Raw genomic sequence first — 19,314 nt, forward strand, 5'->3', positions numbered from 1 at the left:
TTTTAATGAATTTAACCCAAACAATTAAAAACAGTGTTTTTAGTGCATCACTTGCTACAATAAATACAGAAAGTAAGTGTATAATCAACACCATTAATGCGTATTCGTATTGCGTAGCAAAACAAGATCCGCATTTTGCAGAGGTATTAACTAGTGGAGATGTTTTATTGCCAGATGGTACAAGTATTGTATTGGCAGCAAAACTATTGGCCAATAAAAAAATTACAAAAATTGCAGGTTGGGATATCCACCAGTATTTATTAGAACAAGCAAATAAAAAAGAACAAAAAGTTTTTTACTTAGGTGCTTCTAATAACACCTTAGAAATTATAAAAAAGAAGCTTTCACAAGAATTTCCAAATATAAAAGTAGCTACATATTCACCACCTTATAAAACAGTATTTACCCAACAAGACAATAACGAAATGCTTGCCCAAGTAAATGCATTTTCTCCAGATATTTTATTTGTTGGTATGACAGCCCCAAAACAAGAAAAATGGGTGTATAAACATAAAAATACTATAAACGCAACTGTTATATGTTCTATAGGAGCAGTATTCGATTTTTATGCTGGTAATGTGCAACGCGCACCAAAATGGATGCTTAATTTGGGTTTAGAGTGGTTGTTTAGATTGTTAAAAGAACCAAAACGTATGTGGCGCAGGTATTTAATTGGAAATACTCAATTTATCTACTATGTGTTTAAAGAAAAATTACAAGCCTTATTTAAATAAATATTAATTTAAAACAGAAAGCTATGACAAAAGGAAAAATGAAATACTTACCTATTCCTGCATTTTTAATGGATGTATTGTTGCTGTTTAATGCTTATTTTACAGCAGGATATTTTATTTTTGATGGTTTTTTTCCAAATAAAGAACTGTATGTGTTATTGTTTTTTGGAAGTGTAGCAGTGTGGGGCTTTTTAACTATTTATTTAAAAATGTATGATATGCCTAGAGTTATATATTTAGATAAAATAGTTGCAAAAGATTTTAAAGCCCTTGTGCTATTTGTTGTATTAGGAGCCGCATTTTTATTTGTTATTAAAGGCTATGGTATTTCACGCGTGTTTTACTTTAGCTATATGGCATTGTTTGCAGTGGCGCATATTTGTTGGCATACTATGTTAACAATCTTGCTTAAATCGTACAGGCGAGGTGGAAAAAACTACAGAACTGTGGCAATTTTAGGGTTTAATGCCAAAGTAGAACAGTTGATACAAAAAGTTTTATTACCTCCTGAAAATGGGTATAAAATAAAAAGTATTTTTTCTGATGAAGCACCTTCAAAAGAATTTTTAGCTTATCATAAAGGAAACGATGAAGCTTTATTTTCGTATTTAGAAACTGAAGAGATAGATGAATTATTTATATCCTTACCAACAACCAAATCGTATTTATTAAATAAGTACGTTGCTTATGCAGATAATAATTTAATGAGAGTTCATATAATGCCGAATTTTTCGGGCTATTTATTTCAAAAATTTTATATAAGTTATATTAATAATATTGCAACATTACGTTTACGAGACGAACCGTTAGAAAGTTTATCGAACAGAATTATAAAACGATTATTTGATATAGCATTTTCTTTGTTTGTTTTAATTTTTATAGGAATATGGTTGTTTCCATTGTTAGCACTACTTATTAAATTAAACAGTAAAGGACCGGTATTTTTTAGTCAAATGCGTTCGGGAAAAGATGGAGAAGCCTTTAAATGTTATAAGTTTAGAAGTATGACTGTAAATGCTGAAGCCGATGCAAAACAAGCCACAAGAAATGATGCACGAGTAACTTCAATAGGAAGAATTTTACGTAAAACTAGTTTAGACGAATTGCCACAATTTTATAACGTATTGTTGGGTAATATGTCTGTTGTAGGTCCAAGACCACATATGTTAAAACATACAGAATCGTATAGAAAAGTAGTACATAAATTTATGGTGCGTCATTTTGCAAAACCAGGAATTACCGGTTGGGCACAAGTTACAGGATGCAGAGGTGAAACCAAAAAAGTACAAGATATGGCAAATAGAGCCGAAGCCGATATCTGGTATATAGAAAATTGGACCTTGTTTTTAGATATTAAAATAATATTTTTAACAGTATGGCAAATGCTATTTAAAAGAGATGAAAATGCGTTTTGAGAATCCCGCAATGACGGTTTTTATAACATCTCGTCATCCTGAATTTATTTCAGGATCTCATGAACTTAACTAGGTGATGATTGAGGTTTCTAGATACAGATTGCCGCGTTCCATTGTATTTCACTCGCAATGACGGTTTTTATAATATCTCGTCATCCCGAACTCGATTCGGGATCTCATGAAACAAACTAAGAATATAATTAGTATTTCATTAGGAACAGATGCTGAATCAAGTTCAGCATGACGTATGACGTACGATACAAGCAGTTAAGATGCTGAAACCGTAGGTTCACAAACACTAATAATAAAATAAAAAAGGATAGTGAGTAATCAAGTTCAGCATGACAAAGTGAAAGAACGTCATCCCGAACTCGATTCGGGATCTCATGAAACAAACTAAGAGTATAATTAGTATTTCATTAGAGACAGATGCTGAATCAAGTTCAGCATGACGTATGACGTACGATACAAGCAGTTAAGATGCTGAAACCATAGGTTCACGAACACCAATAATAAAATAAAAAAGAATAGTGAGTAAACGAGTTCAGCATGATGGTTTTATTTTGATTTAGTTTTTAAGTAACAGATTGCCGCGTTCCATTGTATTTCACTCGCAATGACGGTTTTTATAATATCTCGTCATCCCGAACTCGATTCGGGATCTCATGAAACAAACTAAGAATATAATTAGTATTTCATTAGGAACAGATGCTGAAACCATAGGTTCACGAACTCCAATAATAAAATAAAAAGAAATAGTGAGTAATCAAGTTCAGCATGACGTATGACGTACGATACAAGCAGTTAAGATGCTGAAACCATAGGTTCACGAACACTAATAATAAAATAAAAAAGGATAGTGAGTAATCAAGTTCAGCATGACAAAGTGAAAGAACGTCATCCCGAACTCGATTCGGGATCTCATGAAACAAACTAAGAGTATAATTAGTATTTCATTAGGAACAGATGCTGAATCAAGTTCAGCATGACGTATGACGTACGATACAAGCAGTTAAGATGCTGAAACCGTAGGTTCACGAACACCAATAATAAAATAAAAAGGAATAGTGAGTAAACGAGTTCAGCATGACAAAGTGAAAGAACGTCATCCCGAACTCGATTCGGGATCTCATGAAATTAAACTAAGAATATAATTAGTATTTCATTAGGAACAGATGCTGAATCAAGTTCAGCATGACGTACGATATAAGCAGTTAAGATGCTGAAACCATAGGTTCACGAACACTTTAATATAAAATAAAAAGGAATAGTGAGTAATCAAATTCAGCATGACGGCTTTATTTTGATTTAGTTTTTAAGTAACAGATTGCCGCGTTCCATTGCATTTCACTCGCAATGACGAATTGAAAAACGTCCTATGAGAATTTAAGTAGCAATCTGAGGAAGTGAAGCAACGGGAGAAAGCCAAAAAGCGTAGCGGTCTGGCGTCGACTGCGTAACTTCCGTAAGATTCAATTAAATTATCATCAGACTAGATTTTTTTGGTTCGTTTTTTTATCAATGAAAAAAATGAACAGAGAAAATGAAAAAAGTTAGAATATTAAACAAAATTTAGATTACCACATAAGATCCCGAAAGGACTTTGGGATGACGGTTTTATTTTGATTTAGTTTTTAAGTAACAGATTGCCGCGTTCCATTGCATTTCACTCGCAATGACGGTTTTTATAACATCTCGTCATCCTGAATTTATTTAGCTCCGCTGAATCTTCGATTTCAGGATCTCATGAAACAAACTAAGAGTTTAATTAGTATTTCATTAGGAACAGATGCTCATGACGTTAAGATTTTACAAATAACACATAACTTTGTATCATTGCATTTTTAAAAAAATAAACACAAATAATAATATAATAGATAAGTAAATAAATAGAAAATAATGAAAAAAAAATGTTTTAAATTCTTTATAACAGCAGGAGTACTACTGTTTTTAAGCTCTTGTGTGTCATCTGATAAAATGGTTTATTTTAACAAGGGAGAAACCACAACAGATCTTAAAACGCTTCAAAATTACGAACCAGTTTTAGAGCCTGGAGATTTATTAAACATTCATATTTCAACAATAAATCAAGAAGCAGCAGTTCCTTTTAATTTATATGAAACAGCTCAGGGATATGGAACACCAAAACAGTTGCCTTATTTGGTAAATGCAAAAGGGGAAATTAATTTTCCGGTATTGGGAACCTTAAAAGTTACAGGCTATACCACTACACAATTATCGGAACATATTAAAACCTTATTGGTAGATCATTTAATCAATCCAACGGTGAATGTACGACTTATAAATTTTAAAATATCAGTTTTAGGAGATGTAAAAAGCCCTGGAGTTTATACTATAGAAACAGAGCGAATTACCATTTTAGAAGCATTGGGCTTGGCAGGTGACTTACTAATACAAGGAAAACGACAAACGGTAACACTTGTACGTGAGCACAAAGGAGAACGTACAATAGCAACCATAGATTTAACGGATAAAAAATTATTTGAGTCGCCTTATTTTTACTTAGTACAAAATGATGCTTTGTATGTAGAACCAAATAAAACAAAAATCAACTCTTCGGCAGTGGGATCTAATACAGGGATTTTTCTGTCAACAATTTCAACATTAATTTCATTAATAGCAATTTTTACACGCTAAAAAAGTACCGATTATGCAAGATAAAAAGAATTTCGACTTCGTTTATTTAGATGATGACGATGATATTATTAATTTTCGTGAAGTGTTTGAAAAGTACTTGGCTTACTACAAATGGTTTATAGTAGGAGGAGTAGTAGCGCTTTTTGTTGCCTTTATTTATTTACGATATACCCCAAAACAATATGAGGTTTCTTCAACAATTTTAATTGATGATGAAAATAATGGAGGGATGTCTTCAGAACTTTCCGCCTTTGAAGATTTAGGCGTTTTTGGAGGTTCAAAATCTAATTTAGACAATGAAATTGGAATTTTAAGATCCAGAAGTCTAATGGAACGTGTGGTAAAAGATTTAAAATTAAATATCTCTTACCGCTATAAAGGAAACGTACGTGATGTAGAATTGTATGGCGATGCTGTTCCTTTTAAAATAAACTTTTTTATAAAAGATTCTACTTTATACCAATTAGATACCGTTTTTAATATTAAAAAACTGACGAATACTTCTTTTAAATTAATTAGTGCAGAAGGGCAGGAAAGTAAAACTCATAATTTTGGAGAACGTGTTACTACCGATTTTGGAGCATTTACAGTAACCCCTAAAAATACTACAAATGCTTATTTAGATGAAGAAATTATTGTTGCAATTGCACCTTTAGAAAATGTGGTTGATAGTTATAGAGGGCGTGTAAATATTGCTGCCAACGATAAAAAATCGAGCTTGGTAAATTTAACCATGCAAGATGGTATCAATAAAAAAGCACGCGAAATTATAGATTATTTAGTAGAACAGTACAATAAAGCAGCCATAGAAGATAAAAGCGCTGTAGCCAAAAATACCGATGTTTTTATAAACGACCGTTTGGAAGTAATTTCAAAAGATTTGTCGCTGGTAGATAAAGGCGTAGAAGAATTTAAAACAGACAATAAGCTTACAGATATTACCACCGAGTCTGGTTTAATTTTAAATACAAATAATAGTATTGAGCAAAAAATTGTAGAGCTAAATACGCAATTAAAATTGGCAGACTATGTAGCATCGTATGTAAATAGCAACGATAAAGAGTTGATACCAGCAAATTTAGGATTGGCAGATGAAAATACCAATCAAAATACCATGCAGTATAACGAATTGTTATTAGAGTACAACCGTATTTTAAACAGTTCGGGTAAATTAAACCCAATTTTATTAAACTTAGAAGAACAATTATCGAAATTAAGAGCAAGTATTCAACAAAGTTTGGTGAATTTAAAATCGTCTTTAAACATTTCATTAAAAGATGCACAACGACAAGAATACCGTTTAAATTCTAAGATTACCTCTGTTCCAAAACAAGAACGAGAATATAGAGACATACAACGTCAACAGCAAATTATAGAAACCTTGTACTTGTATTTATTAGAAAAGAGAGAAGAAAATGCAATAAGTTTAGCGGCAACTACACCAAATGCTAAAATTATAGACAAAGCGTATGGAAGTAAAATACCAGTGTCACCAAAAACTAAAATTGTGTATTTGGCGGCCTTACTATTAGGATTTTTAATTCCATTTGTAATTATTTATCTAATATTTTTATTTGATAATAAGGTACATACTTTTGAAGATGTTGAAGCTGTATTTAAAGCTCCTATTTTAGGAGAAATACCAGAGAGTAAACCAGGGGAAGCACCAGTAGTACAAGAAACACAAAGAGATGGAAAGGCTGAAGCGTTTCGTTTATTGCGTACCAATGTTAATTTTATGCTTGCTGATACAAAAGAAGCTTCAAAAGTAGTTTTTGTTACATCTACTGTTGCTGGAGAAGGTAAAACAACTGTTGCCATAAATTTAGCCGAAGTATTGGCCTTATCCAATAAAAAAGTATTGGTAATTGGTGCAGATATTAGAAAACCGAAACTTGCAGAATATTTAAAAATACCAGACAAAAAGGGCTTAAGTCATTTTTTAATGTTGAGTTCATTAAAAGTAAAAGACATTATTTACAAGGTAGAAACTACTAATTTCGATTTGATACATTCTGGAATTATAGCACCTAATCCTGCTGAATTATTAATGAATGGTCGTTTTGAAGAAATTTTAGAATACGGAAAAACACATTACGATTATGTTATAGTAGATACAGCTCCGGTTGGTGTGGTTACAGATACCTTATTATTAAGTAAAAACAATGCAGATTTGTTTATTTATGTGGTACGTGCAAATTACCTTGATAAACGTTTGTTAAAGATTCCAAAGAAATTAAACAAGGAAAAACGTTTGCCTAATATGGCACTTGTAATGAATGGCGCCGATCCAAAACAAGGTTACGGCTACGGATATGGTTATGGCTATGGTGAAGATGATTCTAAAAAATCTATATGGAAAGGAATTTTTAAAAAATAAGTGATTGTGAAATTTAAACTATTTTTAGCGGTTGTAACATTGATGTTTTGTGTAAAAATAAATGCACAAAACGCTGGTATTGAATATGAGTTAGCATTAAATTCAGGTGTTGCAACTGCTGAAAGTATGCCATTTTGGATGGTAGCAAATAGGTTTGGAACCATTCCAGATGCTGCTAGTTATGGATTGGTAGATGCCAGTATAGCATCAAATTATAACAGGTTAACAAATCAGTTAACATTTAACTATAAAGCATCAATTATAGGAGGAAATGATGTTTCAAAAAATAACCTATTTATAAATGAATTGTACGGTGGTTTACAGTATAAAAACTGGGAATTAACAGTAGGAGTAAAGCATCAAGATTTGCTTTGGGAAGGGTTATCTTCTTCTAATGGTTCTATTACTATGGCTACAAATGCACGTTCGTATCCAGGATACAATTTAAGATTAATAAATTTTGTAAAACTTCCTTTTGCAAAAAAATGGCTTTCGGTAAAAGGAAACTATGGCGATTATTTTTTAAATGATAAGCGAATGGTTGCAGATGCACGCTTGCATATTAAAAGTTTGTATTTAAAGTCAAAATTATCGTCTAAGTTAGAAATGATTACAGGGTTAAATCATTATGCACAATGGGCTGGGACATCTTCAAAATATGGCAAACAACCCTCAGGATTTAAAAATTACCTACGTGTAATTTCGGGAAGTTCTGGAGGAAGTGACGCTACAGGAGGTGATCAAATTAATGTTATAGGAAATCAATTAGGTTCTTATTTATTACAATTTAATTATAAAGGAAATCAATATAATTGGAACTTCTATTGGTCGCATCCATTTGAAGATAGATCAGGTCGTGAATTAATGAATTATCCCGATGCTTTGTATGGAGTTTTTGTAGATCTTAAAAAACCGGAAGCTTTTATTTCGCATGTATTGGCAGAAGTAACGTATACAAAACATGCAAGTGGCGACGATCCACATTATACCGATGAATTTGGTTTTCATGCCGCAAGTGGAATGGATAATTATTTTAATAATTGGGTATATGAATCTGGTTGGACTTACTTTGGAAACACCATTGGGTCGCCGTATTTTACTACAAAACCAGTAAATGAAGAAGGAATTACTCAAGGAGTTATTACTGGAGACAATCGTTTTTTAGCTTTTAATATTGGGGTAAAAGGAATGGTGAAAAATACGTTTTATAAAGCCTTACTTAGCAGTACAACTTATTACGGTTGGTTTGGTAGCGAGTATGTAGATACACCTAATCAAATTTCAGGATTGTTAGAAGTAACCATCCCAAAAATACCTATATTTCCTATAGAAATTACAATGGGTGCAGCTTTTGATACCGGAACGTATAGACCCGTAAATTTTGGAGGATTTTTAAAACTTTCTTCAAGAGGTATTTTTTAGAGGTATTGCTGTATTCTTATTTTATGATAAGAGTAAATTATATATAAAACCAAGCATTCGCTTGGTTTTTTTTATGAGTTTTTACCATCTTTTAAAAATGTGCGGGATTACGAATTTAAAAACGTGCTATGAGGATTTAAGTAGCAATCTAAGGAAGTGAAGCAGAATGAGTAAGCCAAAGAGGATGGAGGGTTAAGAAAATGTTCAGTGAAAATTTTTACCGAACAGGCCAGCTGGCGCTTGGAGTCTGGCGTCGATTGCGTAACTTCTGTAAGATTCAATTAAATTATCATCAGACTAGATTTTTTGGTTCGTTTTTCATCAATGGAAAAATGAACAAGTGAAATGAAATTTTAATCATCATTTAGTTAAATTCAAGAGATTGCCGCGGTCGTACCTTCCTCGCAATGACGGAATTCATTATAACTCGTCATTACTGGATGACGAATTTAAAACGTCCTATGAGAATTTAAGTAGCAATCTAAGGAAGTGAAGCAAAGGAAGTAAGCCAAAGAGCGCAGCGGTCTGGCGTCGACTGCGTAACTTCCGTAAGATTCAATTAAATTATCATCAGACTAGATTTTTTTGTTTCGTTTTTTCATCGATGGAAAAAATGAAAAATAAGGTAAAATAAAAAAAATGTTTAAGTATTTCCACTAACATCATAAGATCCCGAAATCGAAGATTCAGCGGAGCTAATCGAGTTCGGGATGACGTTACTTTAAACCCGTCATTGCGAAGGCGTGTTGTAATGCAATGAAAACACAACTGCGGCAATCTGTTGCTTAAAAAACTAAATCAAAATAAAACCGTCATGCTGAATTTAGTTACTCACTATTTCTTTTTATTTTATTAAAGTGTTCGTGAACCTATGGTTTCAGCATTTGTTTGTAGCGTACGTCATGCTGAACTTGATTCAGCATCTGCCACTAAAGAAATCAAATCACCCGTTCATTTTTCCATCGATGAAAAAATGAAACAAAAAAATCTAGGCTTACGAAACTTTACCTAAATATTTTGCTCAACATCTAAATTTTAGGAACTCGCCTTTAAAAATTTAGTAAATTGTATAATTGGTTTGGCTCAAACCTTTCGACTCGGCTCAAGGCAGGCTATCTAAAATTTTACGATGTCTTACTCACTATCCCTTTTTATTTTATTATTTGTGTTCGTGAATCTGCGATTTCACTTCATATTTAACGATACACCTTCGATATGCCGGGTTAAACTTTATTCCGTTATTACAATTGTTATTGACTTTTTAAATTTTATCATAATTCAAAATATAGATGTCATTCCTGCGGAGGCAGGAATCCATACTCAGCTTCTGAAAAATTAATAGGTTTATAAATTAAAAATGTTATTTTATTATTGTGTTCGTGAACCTATGGTTTCAGCATCTTTTTCTAATGAAATCAAATCATTTGTTTATTTGTTCATTTTTTCATTGATAAAAAACGAACCAAAAAATCTAGGCTTACGAAACTGTATCTAAATATTTTGCTCAACATCTAAATTTTAGGAACTCGCCTTTAAAAATTTAGTAAGCTAGTATAATTGGTTTGGCTCAAACAGCCTAAAATTTTACGATGTTTTCACTTCATATTTTACGATACACCTTCGATATGCCGGGTTAAACTTTATTCCGTTATTACAATTGTTATTGACTTTTTAAGTTTTATCATAATTCAAAATATAGATGTCATTCCTGCGGAGGCAGGAATCCATACTCAGCTTCTGAAAAATTAACAGGTTTATAAATTAAAAATGTTATTTTATTAAGGTGTTCGTGAATCTGCGGTTTCAGCATCTGCTTCTACCGTACGTCATGCTGAACTCGTTTCAGCATCTGTCCCTAAAGAACCTCAATCATCATTTAGTTAACATCATGAGATCCTGAATCAAGTTCAGGATGATGGACACAGCTAAGCAAATTCGGGATGACGGACAGAAGTAAAAGAACCTCGGGATGACGGTTGCCAATAGCCAAAATCAACAACAAAGGCCAAAACCCAAAACCAAAAACCTCCTTAAAACGTATAAAAAATAATACCACTAAAAATTGTCAGTACCGATGTTATAGATTACTTTTACTGTATTAAATTTTACGATTAGCGGGAACTAATCGGGATTTTCTTAAAAAATACAACTCAATGATTAGGGTCCTAACCGTGAATTATTGAGTTTTTTTATGTCTTAATATTTGTGTAATCAGGTAGGAAAGTCGTTTAAATGTTAATAAACAACATATAAATGTTAGTAAATCACCTATAACATTTATTTTATAAGTGCTAAAATGCTTGATTTTTAGTGCTTTTTTAATTGAAAACAGCCGTATAATAGCAAAAAACAGCTGTATTTTTCACTTTTTTAAGAATTTGAGTGCGTTTTAAAAAAGATACTAATAGATTTTTTATTTATTAAATAGATTTAGAGAAAGATACTAATAGTTCAAAAGATTTATTAGTATAAATAATGGTAATTATTAAATAGATTTTTAGATTTATACTAATAAATATAGCTGAAATTTGGGCATAAAAAAACCCAAGCTGCGGAAACAACTCGGGATTTTCTTAAAAAATACTACTCAATAATTAGGGTCCTAACCAGCAATTATTTTGTATTTCATAACATCTAGCATATCTCTTAAATTAGAACCAGGTCTAAAATTGATATGCGCTTTTTTAACAGAATTTGCACTTACTTCCTCCGGAGTAGTCTCTCCTCTAGAAGATACTCCTACTTGAAGATTCCCGATACTACCGAGTTGTACAACCTTCCCTTGTTTCAGTTCGTCCATAATGTTATGTTCTAATGCACGTAGCACTGCATAACAATCCGACTCACGAACTGTACATTGGTTGGATACTAAATATGCTAATCTTTCAAAATCTATTACTCCTTGAGAAATAGCTTTAGCATAAAATTTGTTGTCCGCGTTTACGTCTTGCGGATTGCGACGTTCCATAGATTTCAAATAAACCATGATTCTAATGTTTAACCTGCTGCTTCGTTGCAGCATTGGTGCTAAATTAATTCTTTATATAATGCCAATTTTGACTTTCTTCTAACATTTTATAGTGATTAATTAACATTTTCAACATTTTAGCTATGTTTATGTTTGTAAAGTTGAGATTTTGGTAGTTGTTTGTACTCACCGTCATGCTGAACTAGTTTACTCACTATTCCTTTTTATTTTATTATTAGTGTTCATGAACCTACGGTTTCAGCATCTTTTTCTAATGAAATCAAATCATTTGTTTATTTGTTCATTTTTTCATTGATAAAAAACGAACCAAAAAATCTAGGCTTACGAAACTGTATCTAAATATTTTGCTCAACATCTAAATTTTAGGAACTCGCCTTTAAAAATTAAGTAAGCGAGTATAATCGGTTTGGCTCAAACCTTTCGACTCGGCTCAAGGCAGGCTATCTAAAATTTTACGATGTCTTACTCACTATCCCTTTTTATTTTATTATTTGTGTTCGTGAATCTGCGATTTCACTTCATATTTTACGATACACCTTCGATATGCCGGGTTAAACTTTATTCCGTTATTACAATTGTTATTGACTTTTTAAATTTTATCATAATTCAAAATATAGATGTCATTCCTGCCTTTCGACTCCGCTCAAGATAAATTCCGGCAGGAATCCATACTCAGCTTCTGAAAAATTAACAGGTTTATAAATTAAAAATGTTATTTTATTATGGTGTTAGTGTACATACGGTTTCAGCATTTGTTTGTAACGTACGTCATGCTGAATTTTTTTCAGCATCTGCTTCAATCAAACTAAAATCATGTTCCTAGTTAATATCATAAGATCCCGAACCAAGTTCGGGATGACGGACATAGCTAATCAAGTTCGGGATGACGTTACTTAAAATCCGTCATTGCGAGGGCGTGTTGTAATGCAATGAAAACACAACTGCGGCAATCTGTATCTAGAAACCTCAATCATCATCTAGTTAAGTTCATGAGATCCTGAATCAAGTTCAGGATGACGAATTTAAAACGTCCTATGAGAATTTAAGTAGTAATCTAAGGAAGTGAAGCAGAATGAGTAAGCCAAAAAGCGTAGCGGTCTGGCGTCGACTGCGTAACTTCCGTAAGATTCAATTAAATTATCATCAGACTAGATTTTTTTGTTTCGTTTTTTCATCGATGGAAAAAATGAAAAATAAGGTAAAATAAAAAAAATGTTTAAGTATTTCCACTAACATCATAAGATCCCGAAATCGAAGATTCAGCGGAGCTAATCAAGTTCGGGATGACGTTACTTTAAAACCCGTCATTGCGAAGGCGTGTTGTAATGCAATGAAAACACAACTGCGGCAATCTGCCACTAAAGAACCCCAATCATCATCTAGTTAATTTCAAGAGATTGCCGCGGTCGTACCTTCCTCGCAATGACGGAATTCATTATAGCTCGTCATTACTGGATGACGAATTTAAAAACGTCCTATGAGAATTTAAGTAGCAATCTAAGGAAGTGAAGCAGAATGAGTAAGCCAAAGAGGATGGAGGGTTAAGAAAATGTTCAGTGAACACTTTTACCGAACAGGCCAGCTGGCGCTTGGAGTCTGGCGTCGACTGCTGAGCTTCCGTAAGATTCAATTAAATTATCATCAGACTAGATTTTTTTGTTTAGCTCACGCCTGCCTTATTATTTATTTAGAGTTCGTGAATCTCCTATTGTCGATTTCGTTTTTCATCGATGGAACTGCGTAGCGCATCACGAATACAAAAACAAATAATAATGGGATGAGTAAAAATGAACAAGTGAAATGAAATTCTAATCATCATCTAGTTAAGTTCATGAGATCCCGAATCGAGTTCAGGATGGCGGACACAGCTAAACAAGTTCGGGATGACGTTACTTAAAACCCGTCATTGCGAAGGCGTGTTGTAATGCAATGAAAACACAACTGCGGCAATCTGTTACTTAACTCCTTAATTAAAATACACTGGTTAAGCTAAACTTGATTATTAACTATTCCTTTTTTAATAAATGCAGAAGAAATAAATACAAGTTTTCACTTTCAAAACCTTTACGTATTTTTTTAAAAGCCAAACTCATTTGAGATTCTACGGTTTTTATAGAAACTCCCATTATTTCTGAAATTTCTTTATATTTAAGTCCATTAATTTTATTCATTTCAAGAGTTTTCCTACATTTTGGAGGTAAGGTTTCAATAATTTTCTTCATTTTAACAATGCGTTGTTCCAGTACTTCATTATCCTCCTCTATTCTGTCTCTTAAAGCTTTTTCGTAAATAACATCTAATAATTTATTATGGCGTTTATTGGAGTTAATACTGTCAATAAATCTATTGTAAGCAATGGTATAAAGATAGCTTTTAGGTGATTTGAATTCTTCTAATTTATCCTTAGCATTCCATAGGTCAATAAAGGCTTGTTGTACAATATCTTCAGAACTCATTTTATCATTAGTGTAAGTAACAATATAAGCAACTAACCTATCATAATATAAATCAAATAGCTGTCTAAAGGCGTTTTCATCACCATTTTTTAACGCTTTAGTTACTTCAAGTTCATTCATATATTAATATTTAACCTAACATGAATATTTTTTAAATGTATTGTAGAAAAAAGAAACAATAGTATAAACAAATGTTTGAATATGCAATAATTTGCTAGTATAAAGCACAGGGATGACTAGTTATTACGATTATCGTATTAAAGGCTAAAAGTTTTACAAAATTCATTTTTTATTCATAAATAATTTTAGTTTTCAAAATAATTATTCATAAACAGTTGTGTTTATGTAAAGTATGCGGCTTTTTTTATTGAATAAAATTAGGTTAAAACCTGGATTTGTTAAATAATTCTCAAATATTTAACAAAAAGCGTGAATTTTTTTAGGGGTTTTATTTTTTTTATAAGTAATAATATACGTAATCACCTAAATAAGTATTTAATTTTGAAAAAAATAATAACAAAATTTATAGTAAATACAATTACAGAAGAAGAGCTGGAGTTGTTATACAAGTGGCTTGAGGAAAGTAAGAATCAAGATGAGTTTGAGAAATATATTTTAGATTATCATGATTTGAATTTAGCTACCTTAAAAAATGATGTAGATAAAGCTTATGAAAATGTAAAAAAATCTATAGATACTAAAAAGAATACCACTAAGGTTATTCAATTATTTCAGATAAAAAAATTAAAATACGTAGCAGTTCTTATTCTTTTAATTGCAACGGGTTATTTTTTAACTACAACTAATAACGAATCTCACACTACACCCGAAATAGTATTTGATAACAATATTTCTATTGGAATAAATAAGGCTACACTAACTCTCGAAGACGGTTCAACAGTTGCTTTGGAAAGAGGAAAAGAATATAAAAATGATAAAGTAAGTTCAGATGGTAAGAAAATAGTGTACCAGTCTGAAATTGATACACTTTCGGAAAAGCTTGTTTATAATTATTTAACAATTCCACGTGGGGGAGAATTTTATTTAGAGCTGGCAGATGGTACAAAGGTTTGGTTAAATTCCGATTCGAAATTAAAATATCCAATTGCTTTTAAAAATGGAGCACCTCGAGAAGTAGAATTATTATATGGTGAGGCGTATTTTGATGTTACTCCTAGTTCAGACTATAACGGAGCGAAGTTTAAAGTACTAACTAAAGGACAAGAAGTAGAAGTATTAGGGACTGAGTTCAATATAAAATCGTATAAGGAAGAGCATTTAATTCTAACCACATTAGTTGAAGGAAATGTTAAAGTAGTTAATGAATTTGACACGGTAGCACTAATACCTACACAACAATCTATAGTAGATATTGCTACAAATAGTATAGAGGTTACAACAGTAAATGTACACGATCAAGTATCATGGAAAAATGGCATATTTAGTTTTAAGGGTTGTTCGTTAGAAGAGATTATGAAAGTAATGGAACGCTGGTATGATATAGAGGTTGAAATTGAAAATACATCATTAAAAGAAACTAGGTTTATTGGTCTTTTTAGAAAGGATCAAAATATAGAGTATATTTTATTAACTATTAAAAATTCAAATATTATAAATGATTATGAAATAAAAAATCAAAAGGTAATTCTAAAGTAAAAAAGGGCTCGAAGTTTTAAACCGTGAGAAGTGAATGACCTCGAAACCCTCTAAAATCTAACTAATTAAAACACAAATTTATGAAAATAAAATTGATCAAATCTTTTTTGTTTAGAAAAAAACTAATCACAAATCTTATGAAAACATTCATATTCTTGTTTTGCACAGCAGTGTTTAGCAGTACACCTATTAATTTGTTTTCGCAAAACGAAAATATTGTAGTAGATGTAGATAAAACAGTGACTGTAGATCAGGTATTCGAAATAATAAAAGCACAAACAAACTATAGCTTTATTTATCAAGAAGACATGTTTAAAAATGCTCCAAGAGTTCATTTAGTAAAGGGAAAAATAAAACTTAATGCTTTATTGGAATTAAGTTTATCAAATGGTAATTATCAAGTTGGTTTTCATAACGATAATACCATTTCTATTAGAAATAACGAATCAAAAAGAACTCAAAATACAGTATTGATAAAAGGAAAAGTAACCGATGAAAGTGGACAACCAATTCCGGGTGCAACTATTATTTATTTAGAGTCTTCGGTAGCAAAAGGTACGGCTGCTGATTTTGATGGGAATTATAAGATAGCTGTAAATAAAGATAAAAAAGCGACTTTAGAGTTTTCTAGCCTTGGTTTTGTAACACAAAAAATTGTTGTTGGAGACAGTGATATTGTAAATGCTGTTTTAGAAGAGGCAAGCATGTCTTTAAATGAAGTTGTAGTTAATGGTTATCAGGTTAAAACTAAACGAGAAACTAGTAGTGCTGTAACAGTGGTTCAAATGAAAGATATTGATGTTGTTGGTAATAATAGTGTTGAAGGCATGTTACAAGGTCAAATTGCAGGGGTGGATGTTGTAAATTCTACTGCTGATCCAGGATCTGCACCAAGAATTAGAATTAGAGGTACTGCAACGCTTAGTGGAAATGCAGAACCAATTTGGGTAGTAGATGGTGTTATGCTAGAAAATGGTGTGCCTGCAACTCCAGCTGAATTGAATGATCCTGACTTTTTAAAATCGTTTAATAGTTCAATTGGTGGGGTAAATCCTAATGATATTGAATCTCTTACCATATTAAAAGATGCTTCGGCTACAGCTATTTACGGTACTAGAGCAGCAAATGGTGTAATTGTAGTTACAACAAAAAAAGGTAAAACTGGACATCCTAGAATCTCGATTAACCATACAACAGGTTTTAAACCTAGACCAACGTATGAAGATTTTGATTTGATGAATTCACAAGAGCGTGCAGAGTTTTCTTTTGGTTTACTTGACGATGGTATTGGATTGCATGGTGCTGTTGGTGTTGCATACTATCAAGGTTTATATATGCGAGGAGGATTAAGCGAAGAAGAATATATTGAAGGGATTAGAAAAACATCAGAAATGAATGTGGATTGGTTCGATTTATTATTCCGTAATGCTGTAACTAATACTAGTGATATTAGTGTTTCTGGAGGTTCTGATAAAAGTAATTATTACGCCTCATTAAGTCATACAAGTGAAAATGGGTTAGATAAAGTTACAGATTATAAGAGTTATAGTGCAATGGCTAAAATTAATACAGAGCTTTCTGATAAAATTAATTTTGGACTTATTTTAAATGCATCTAAAAGAGATAGAGAGCAAAACTATACTACCGATGCTTTTGACCATGCATATTCTTCATCTAGATCTTTACCTGCTTATAATGATGATGGGAGTTATTATTTTTATGGGAATTATAATTATAATATCTTACATGAGCAAAATACAACCAATCAAAACTCAAAACAACATGAAATTAGATCTACTTTAAATCTTGATTATAAAATTACAGATTGGTTAACTTATAGTAATCTTATGAGTTATACTTATTCAAGTAGTATAACACAACAATATGCAACAGATGCAAGTAAGTATGTTGCAACGTTACGTGGTTATAATTTAGGTGCTGGATCTGCTGAACAGATTGAAGATTCGAGCTTACCTTTTGGGGGGATATTTAACCAGTCTAATTTTACACAAGAATCTTACCTTATTAGAAATTCAGTGAATACAAAATTTAATGTACTAGACGATTTGTCTATGGATATAATGGTTGGTACAGAATTTAGAAATGTAGTTTATGATGGGTTTAATTCGCAAAACTATGGATATTTTCAAGACAGAGGTAAAATATTTTATGAACCACAAGAATCTGAAGAAGATGGAAATATTCTAAGAAATACCGTATCTCGTTCACTTTACGATAGATCATTTATATCTTATTTTGCAACTTTTTCTTCAATGTTCAAAAACAAATATGTTTTAAATGCGAACATTCGTTTTGATGGTTCTAATCTTTTTGGTTCTAATCCAGATTATAGATACCTTCCACTTTGGTCTGTTTCTGGGAAATGGCATATAGATCAAGAATCTTTTTTAGACGATGTTAATTTTATTGATGCACTTTCTATTAGAGCATCTTATGGATTAAGAGGTAATATTGTGGAAGAAGCTTCACCTCAAGTTATTTCAACGGCATTAGCACCTAATAGATTTACAAGCTTACAAGAACAACAAATAATTCAAGCTGCAAACCCTGAATTAAAATGGGAAACTACAGAAACGCTTAATTTTGGAGTTGATTTCGCTTTTTTTAATAGAAGATTGTCTGGTGCAATTGATTTATTTAAAGACTTAGGTAACGATTTAATTTCTTTTAAAAATGTATCTAGCGTAACAGGTTTTCAAAATAAAGCAGTGAATTTTGCGAATATAATGAATAGAGGTATTGATTTAGGTATCAATGCAAAAATTATAGATAATGATAATTTTACGTATAATTTAGGGATTAATGCATCAATAACAGATAGTGAAGTAACAAAGTCTTTTATAGAACCATCTGTTGCTAGTCTATTGTCATCAACTTATACTGTTGGTGAAGTTGTAGAAGGAATGCCGATTAACTCAATGTATTCTTATCGTTTTTCTCGTATTAATGAAGAAGGTGCTGCATTATTTTTAAATGAAGATGGTGACGAATACAGTGTTTTAGGTGAAGGCTTTTTTACTGAAATATTAAATAACCAAGACGCACTTGTTTATGAAGGTTCAAGAGTTCCAACAACTACATTGGGTATTACCAATAGGTTTAATTATAAAAACTTTCAATTATCATTTTTATTGGTTGCAGGTTTAGACTATAAAATTAGACTTCAAAACCTTGCATTTGATTCGGAATACATTCAAGATGAATACAATTTACGAAATGGAGTAGCAAACAGATGGAGACAACCAGGAGATGAAAGTTTTGCAGATATCCCATGGTTGGGAGATGGAATTGCAATGTATTATGAAGGAAGCACATTTAATAATAGTGATGCTCAAGTTATTGATGGTGATTATTTAAGATTAAAAAATGTACTACTTCAATACAGTTTACCTAAAACCTTAACCGACAGAGCAGGTATTTCTAGCTTAGTGTTAAAGCTTCAGGCAGATAATTTATTTGTGATAGCAGATAAACGATTAAATGGTATGGATCCAGAAACAGCAAACTTCAATACTTCTTTTTGGGGTGGTTCTCTGCCTTTACCAAAAACATTTACATTCGGTATCAGTTTAAATCTCTAATA

Annotated in this window: 9 protein-coding genes; 7 read left to right on the forward strand and 2 right to left on the reverse strand. The window is 31.8% G+C overall.

The window, feature by feature from the left end:
* Positions 1 to 5: 5 nt before the first annotated feature.
* The 5 genes from MHL31_RS00980 to MHL31_RS01000 all read left to right on the forward strand — a co-directional run bounded on the left by MHL31_RS00980 (position 6) and on the right by MHL31_RS01000 (position 8,609).
* Complete coding sequence (locus tag MHL31_RS00980) at positions 6 to 734, forward strand: WecB/TagA/CpsF family glycosyltransferase (RefSeq protein WP_240227227.1); 729 nt, start codon at positions 6 to 8, stop codon at positions 732 to 734.
* A 23-nt stretch (positions 735 to 757) separates the two neighbouring features.
* Complete coding sequence (locus MHL31_RS00985; RefSeq protein ID WP_240227228.1) at positions 758 to 2,149, forward strand: undecaprenyl-phosphate glucose phosphotransferase; 1,392 nt, start codon at positions 758 to 760, stop codon at positions 2,147 to 2,149.
* A 1,899-nt stretch (positions 2,150 to 4,048) separates the two neighbouring features.
* Positions 4,049 to 4,807, forward strand: coding sequence for a polysaccharide biosynthesis/export family protein (locus tag MHL31_RS00990; protein WP_240227229.1), 759 nt, complete (start codon positions 4,049 to 4,051; stop codon positions 4,805 to 4,807).
* Positions 4,808 to 4,820: 13 nt separating this feature from the next.
* Positions 4,821 to 7,187, forward strand: a complete 2,367-nt coding sequence (locus MHL31_RS00995) for a polysaccharide biosynthesis tyrosine autokinase (protein ID WP_240227230.1) — start codon at positions 4,821 to 4,823, stop codon at positions 7,185 to 7,187.
* 6 nt (positions 7,188 to 7,193) lie between these two features.
* The gene (locus MHL31_RS01000) at positions 7,194 to 8,609 is read left to right on the forward strand and encodes a capsule assembly Wzi family protein (RefSeq protein WP_240227231.1); all 1,416 of its coding nucleotides are present in this window, start codon (positions 7,194 to 7,196) and stop codon (positions 8,607 to 8,609) included.
* A gap of 2,602 nt (positions 8,610 to 11,211) precedes the next feature.
* Here MHL31_RS01000 and MHL31_RS01005 read toward each other — a convergent pair.
* Both MHL31_RS01005 and MHL31_RS01010 read right to left on the reverse strand, forming a co-directional pair.
* Positions 11,212 to 11,631, reverse strand: coding sequence for an HU family DNA-binding protein (locus tag MHL31_RS01005; protein ID WP_371824128.1), 420 nt, complete (start codon positions 11,629 to 11,631; stop codon positions 11,212 to 11,214).
* 1,973 nt (positions 11,632 to 13,604) lie between these two features.
* Complete coding sequence (locus MHL31_RS01010) at positions 13,605 to 14,174, reverse strand: RNA polymerase sigma factor (RefSeq protein ID WP_240227233.1); 570 nt, start codon at positions 14,172 to 14,174, stop codon at positions 13,605 to 13,607.
* 381 nt (positions 14,175 to 14,555) lie between these two features.
* Here MHL31_RS01010 and MHL31_RS01015 point away from each other — a divergent pair, with 381 nt between their 5' ends.
* Together MHL31_RS01015 and MHL31_RS01020 are read left to right on the forward strand one after the other, a co-directional pair.
* Complete coding sequence (locus MHL31_RS01015; RefSeq protein ID WP_240227234.1) at positions 14,556 to 15,710, forward strand: FecR family protein; 1,155 nt, start codon at positions 14,556 to 14,558, stop codon at positions 15,708 to 15,710.
* A gap of 137 nt (positions 15,711 to 15,847) precedes the next feature.
* Positions 15,848 to 19,312: a SusC/RagA family TonB-linked outer membrane protein gene (locus tag MHL31_RS01020; RefSeq protein WP_240227235.1), complete on the forward strand. Its 3,465-nt coding sequence runs from the start codon at positions 15,848 to 15,850 to the stop codon at positions 19,310 to 19,312.
* Positions 19,313 to 19,314 lie beyond the last annotated feature (2 nt).

Origin of the sequence: Lutibacter sp. A80 (genome assembly GCF_022429645.1) — a bacterium.
Taxonomy (GTDB): Bacteria; Bacteroidota; Bacteroidia; order Flavobacteriales; family Flavobacteriaceae; genus Lutibacter.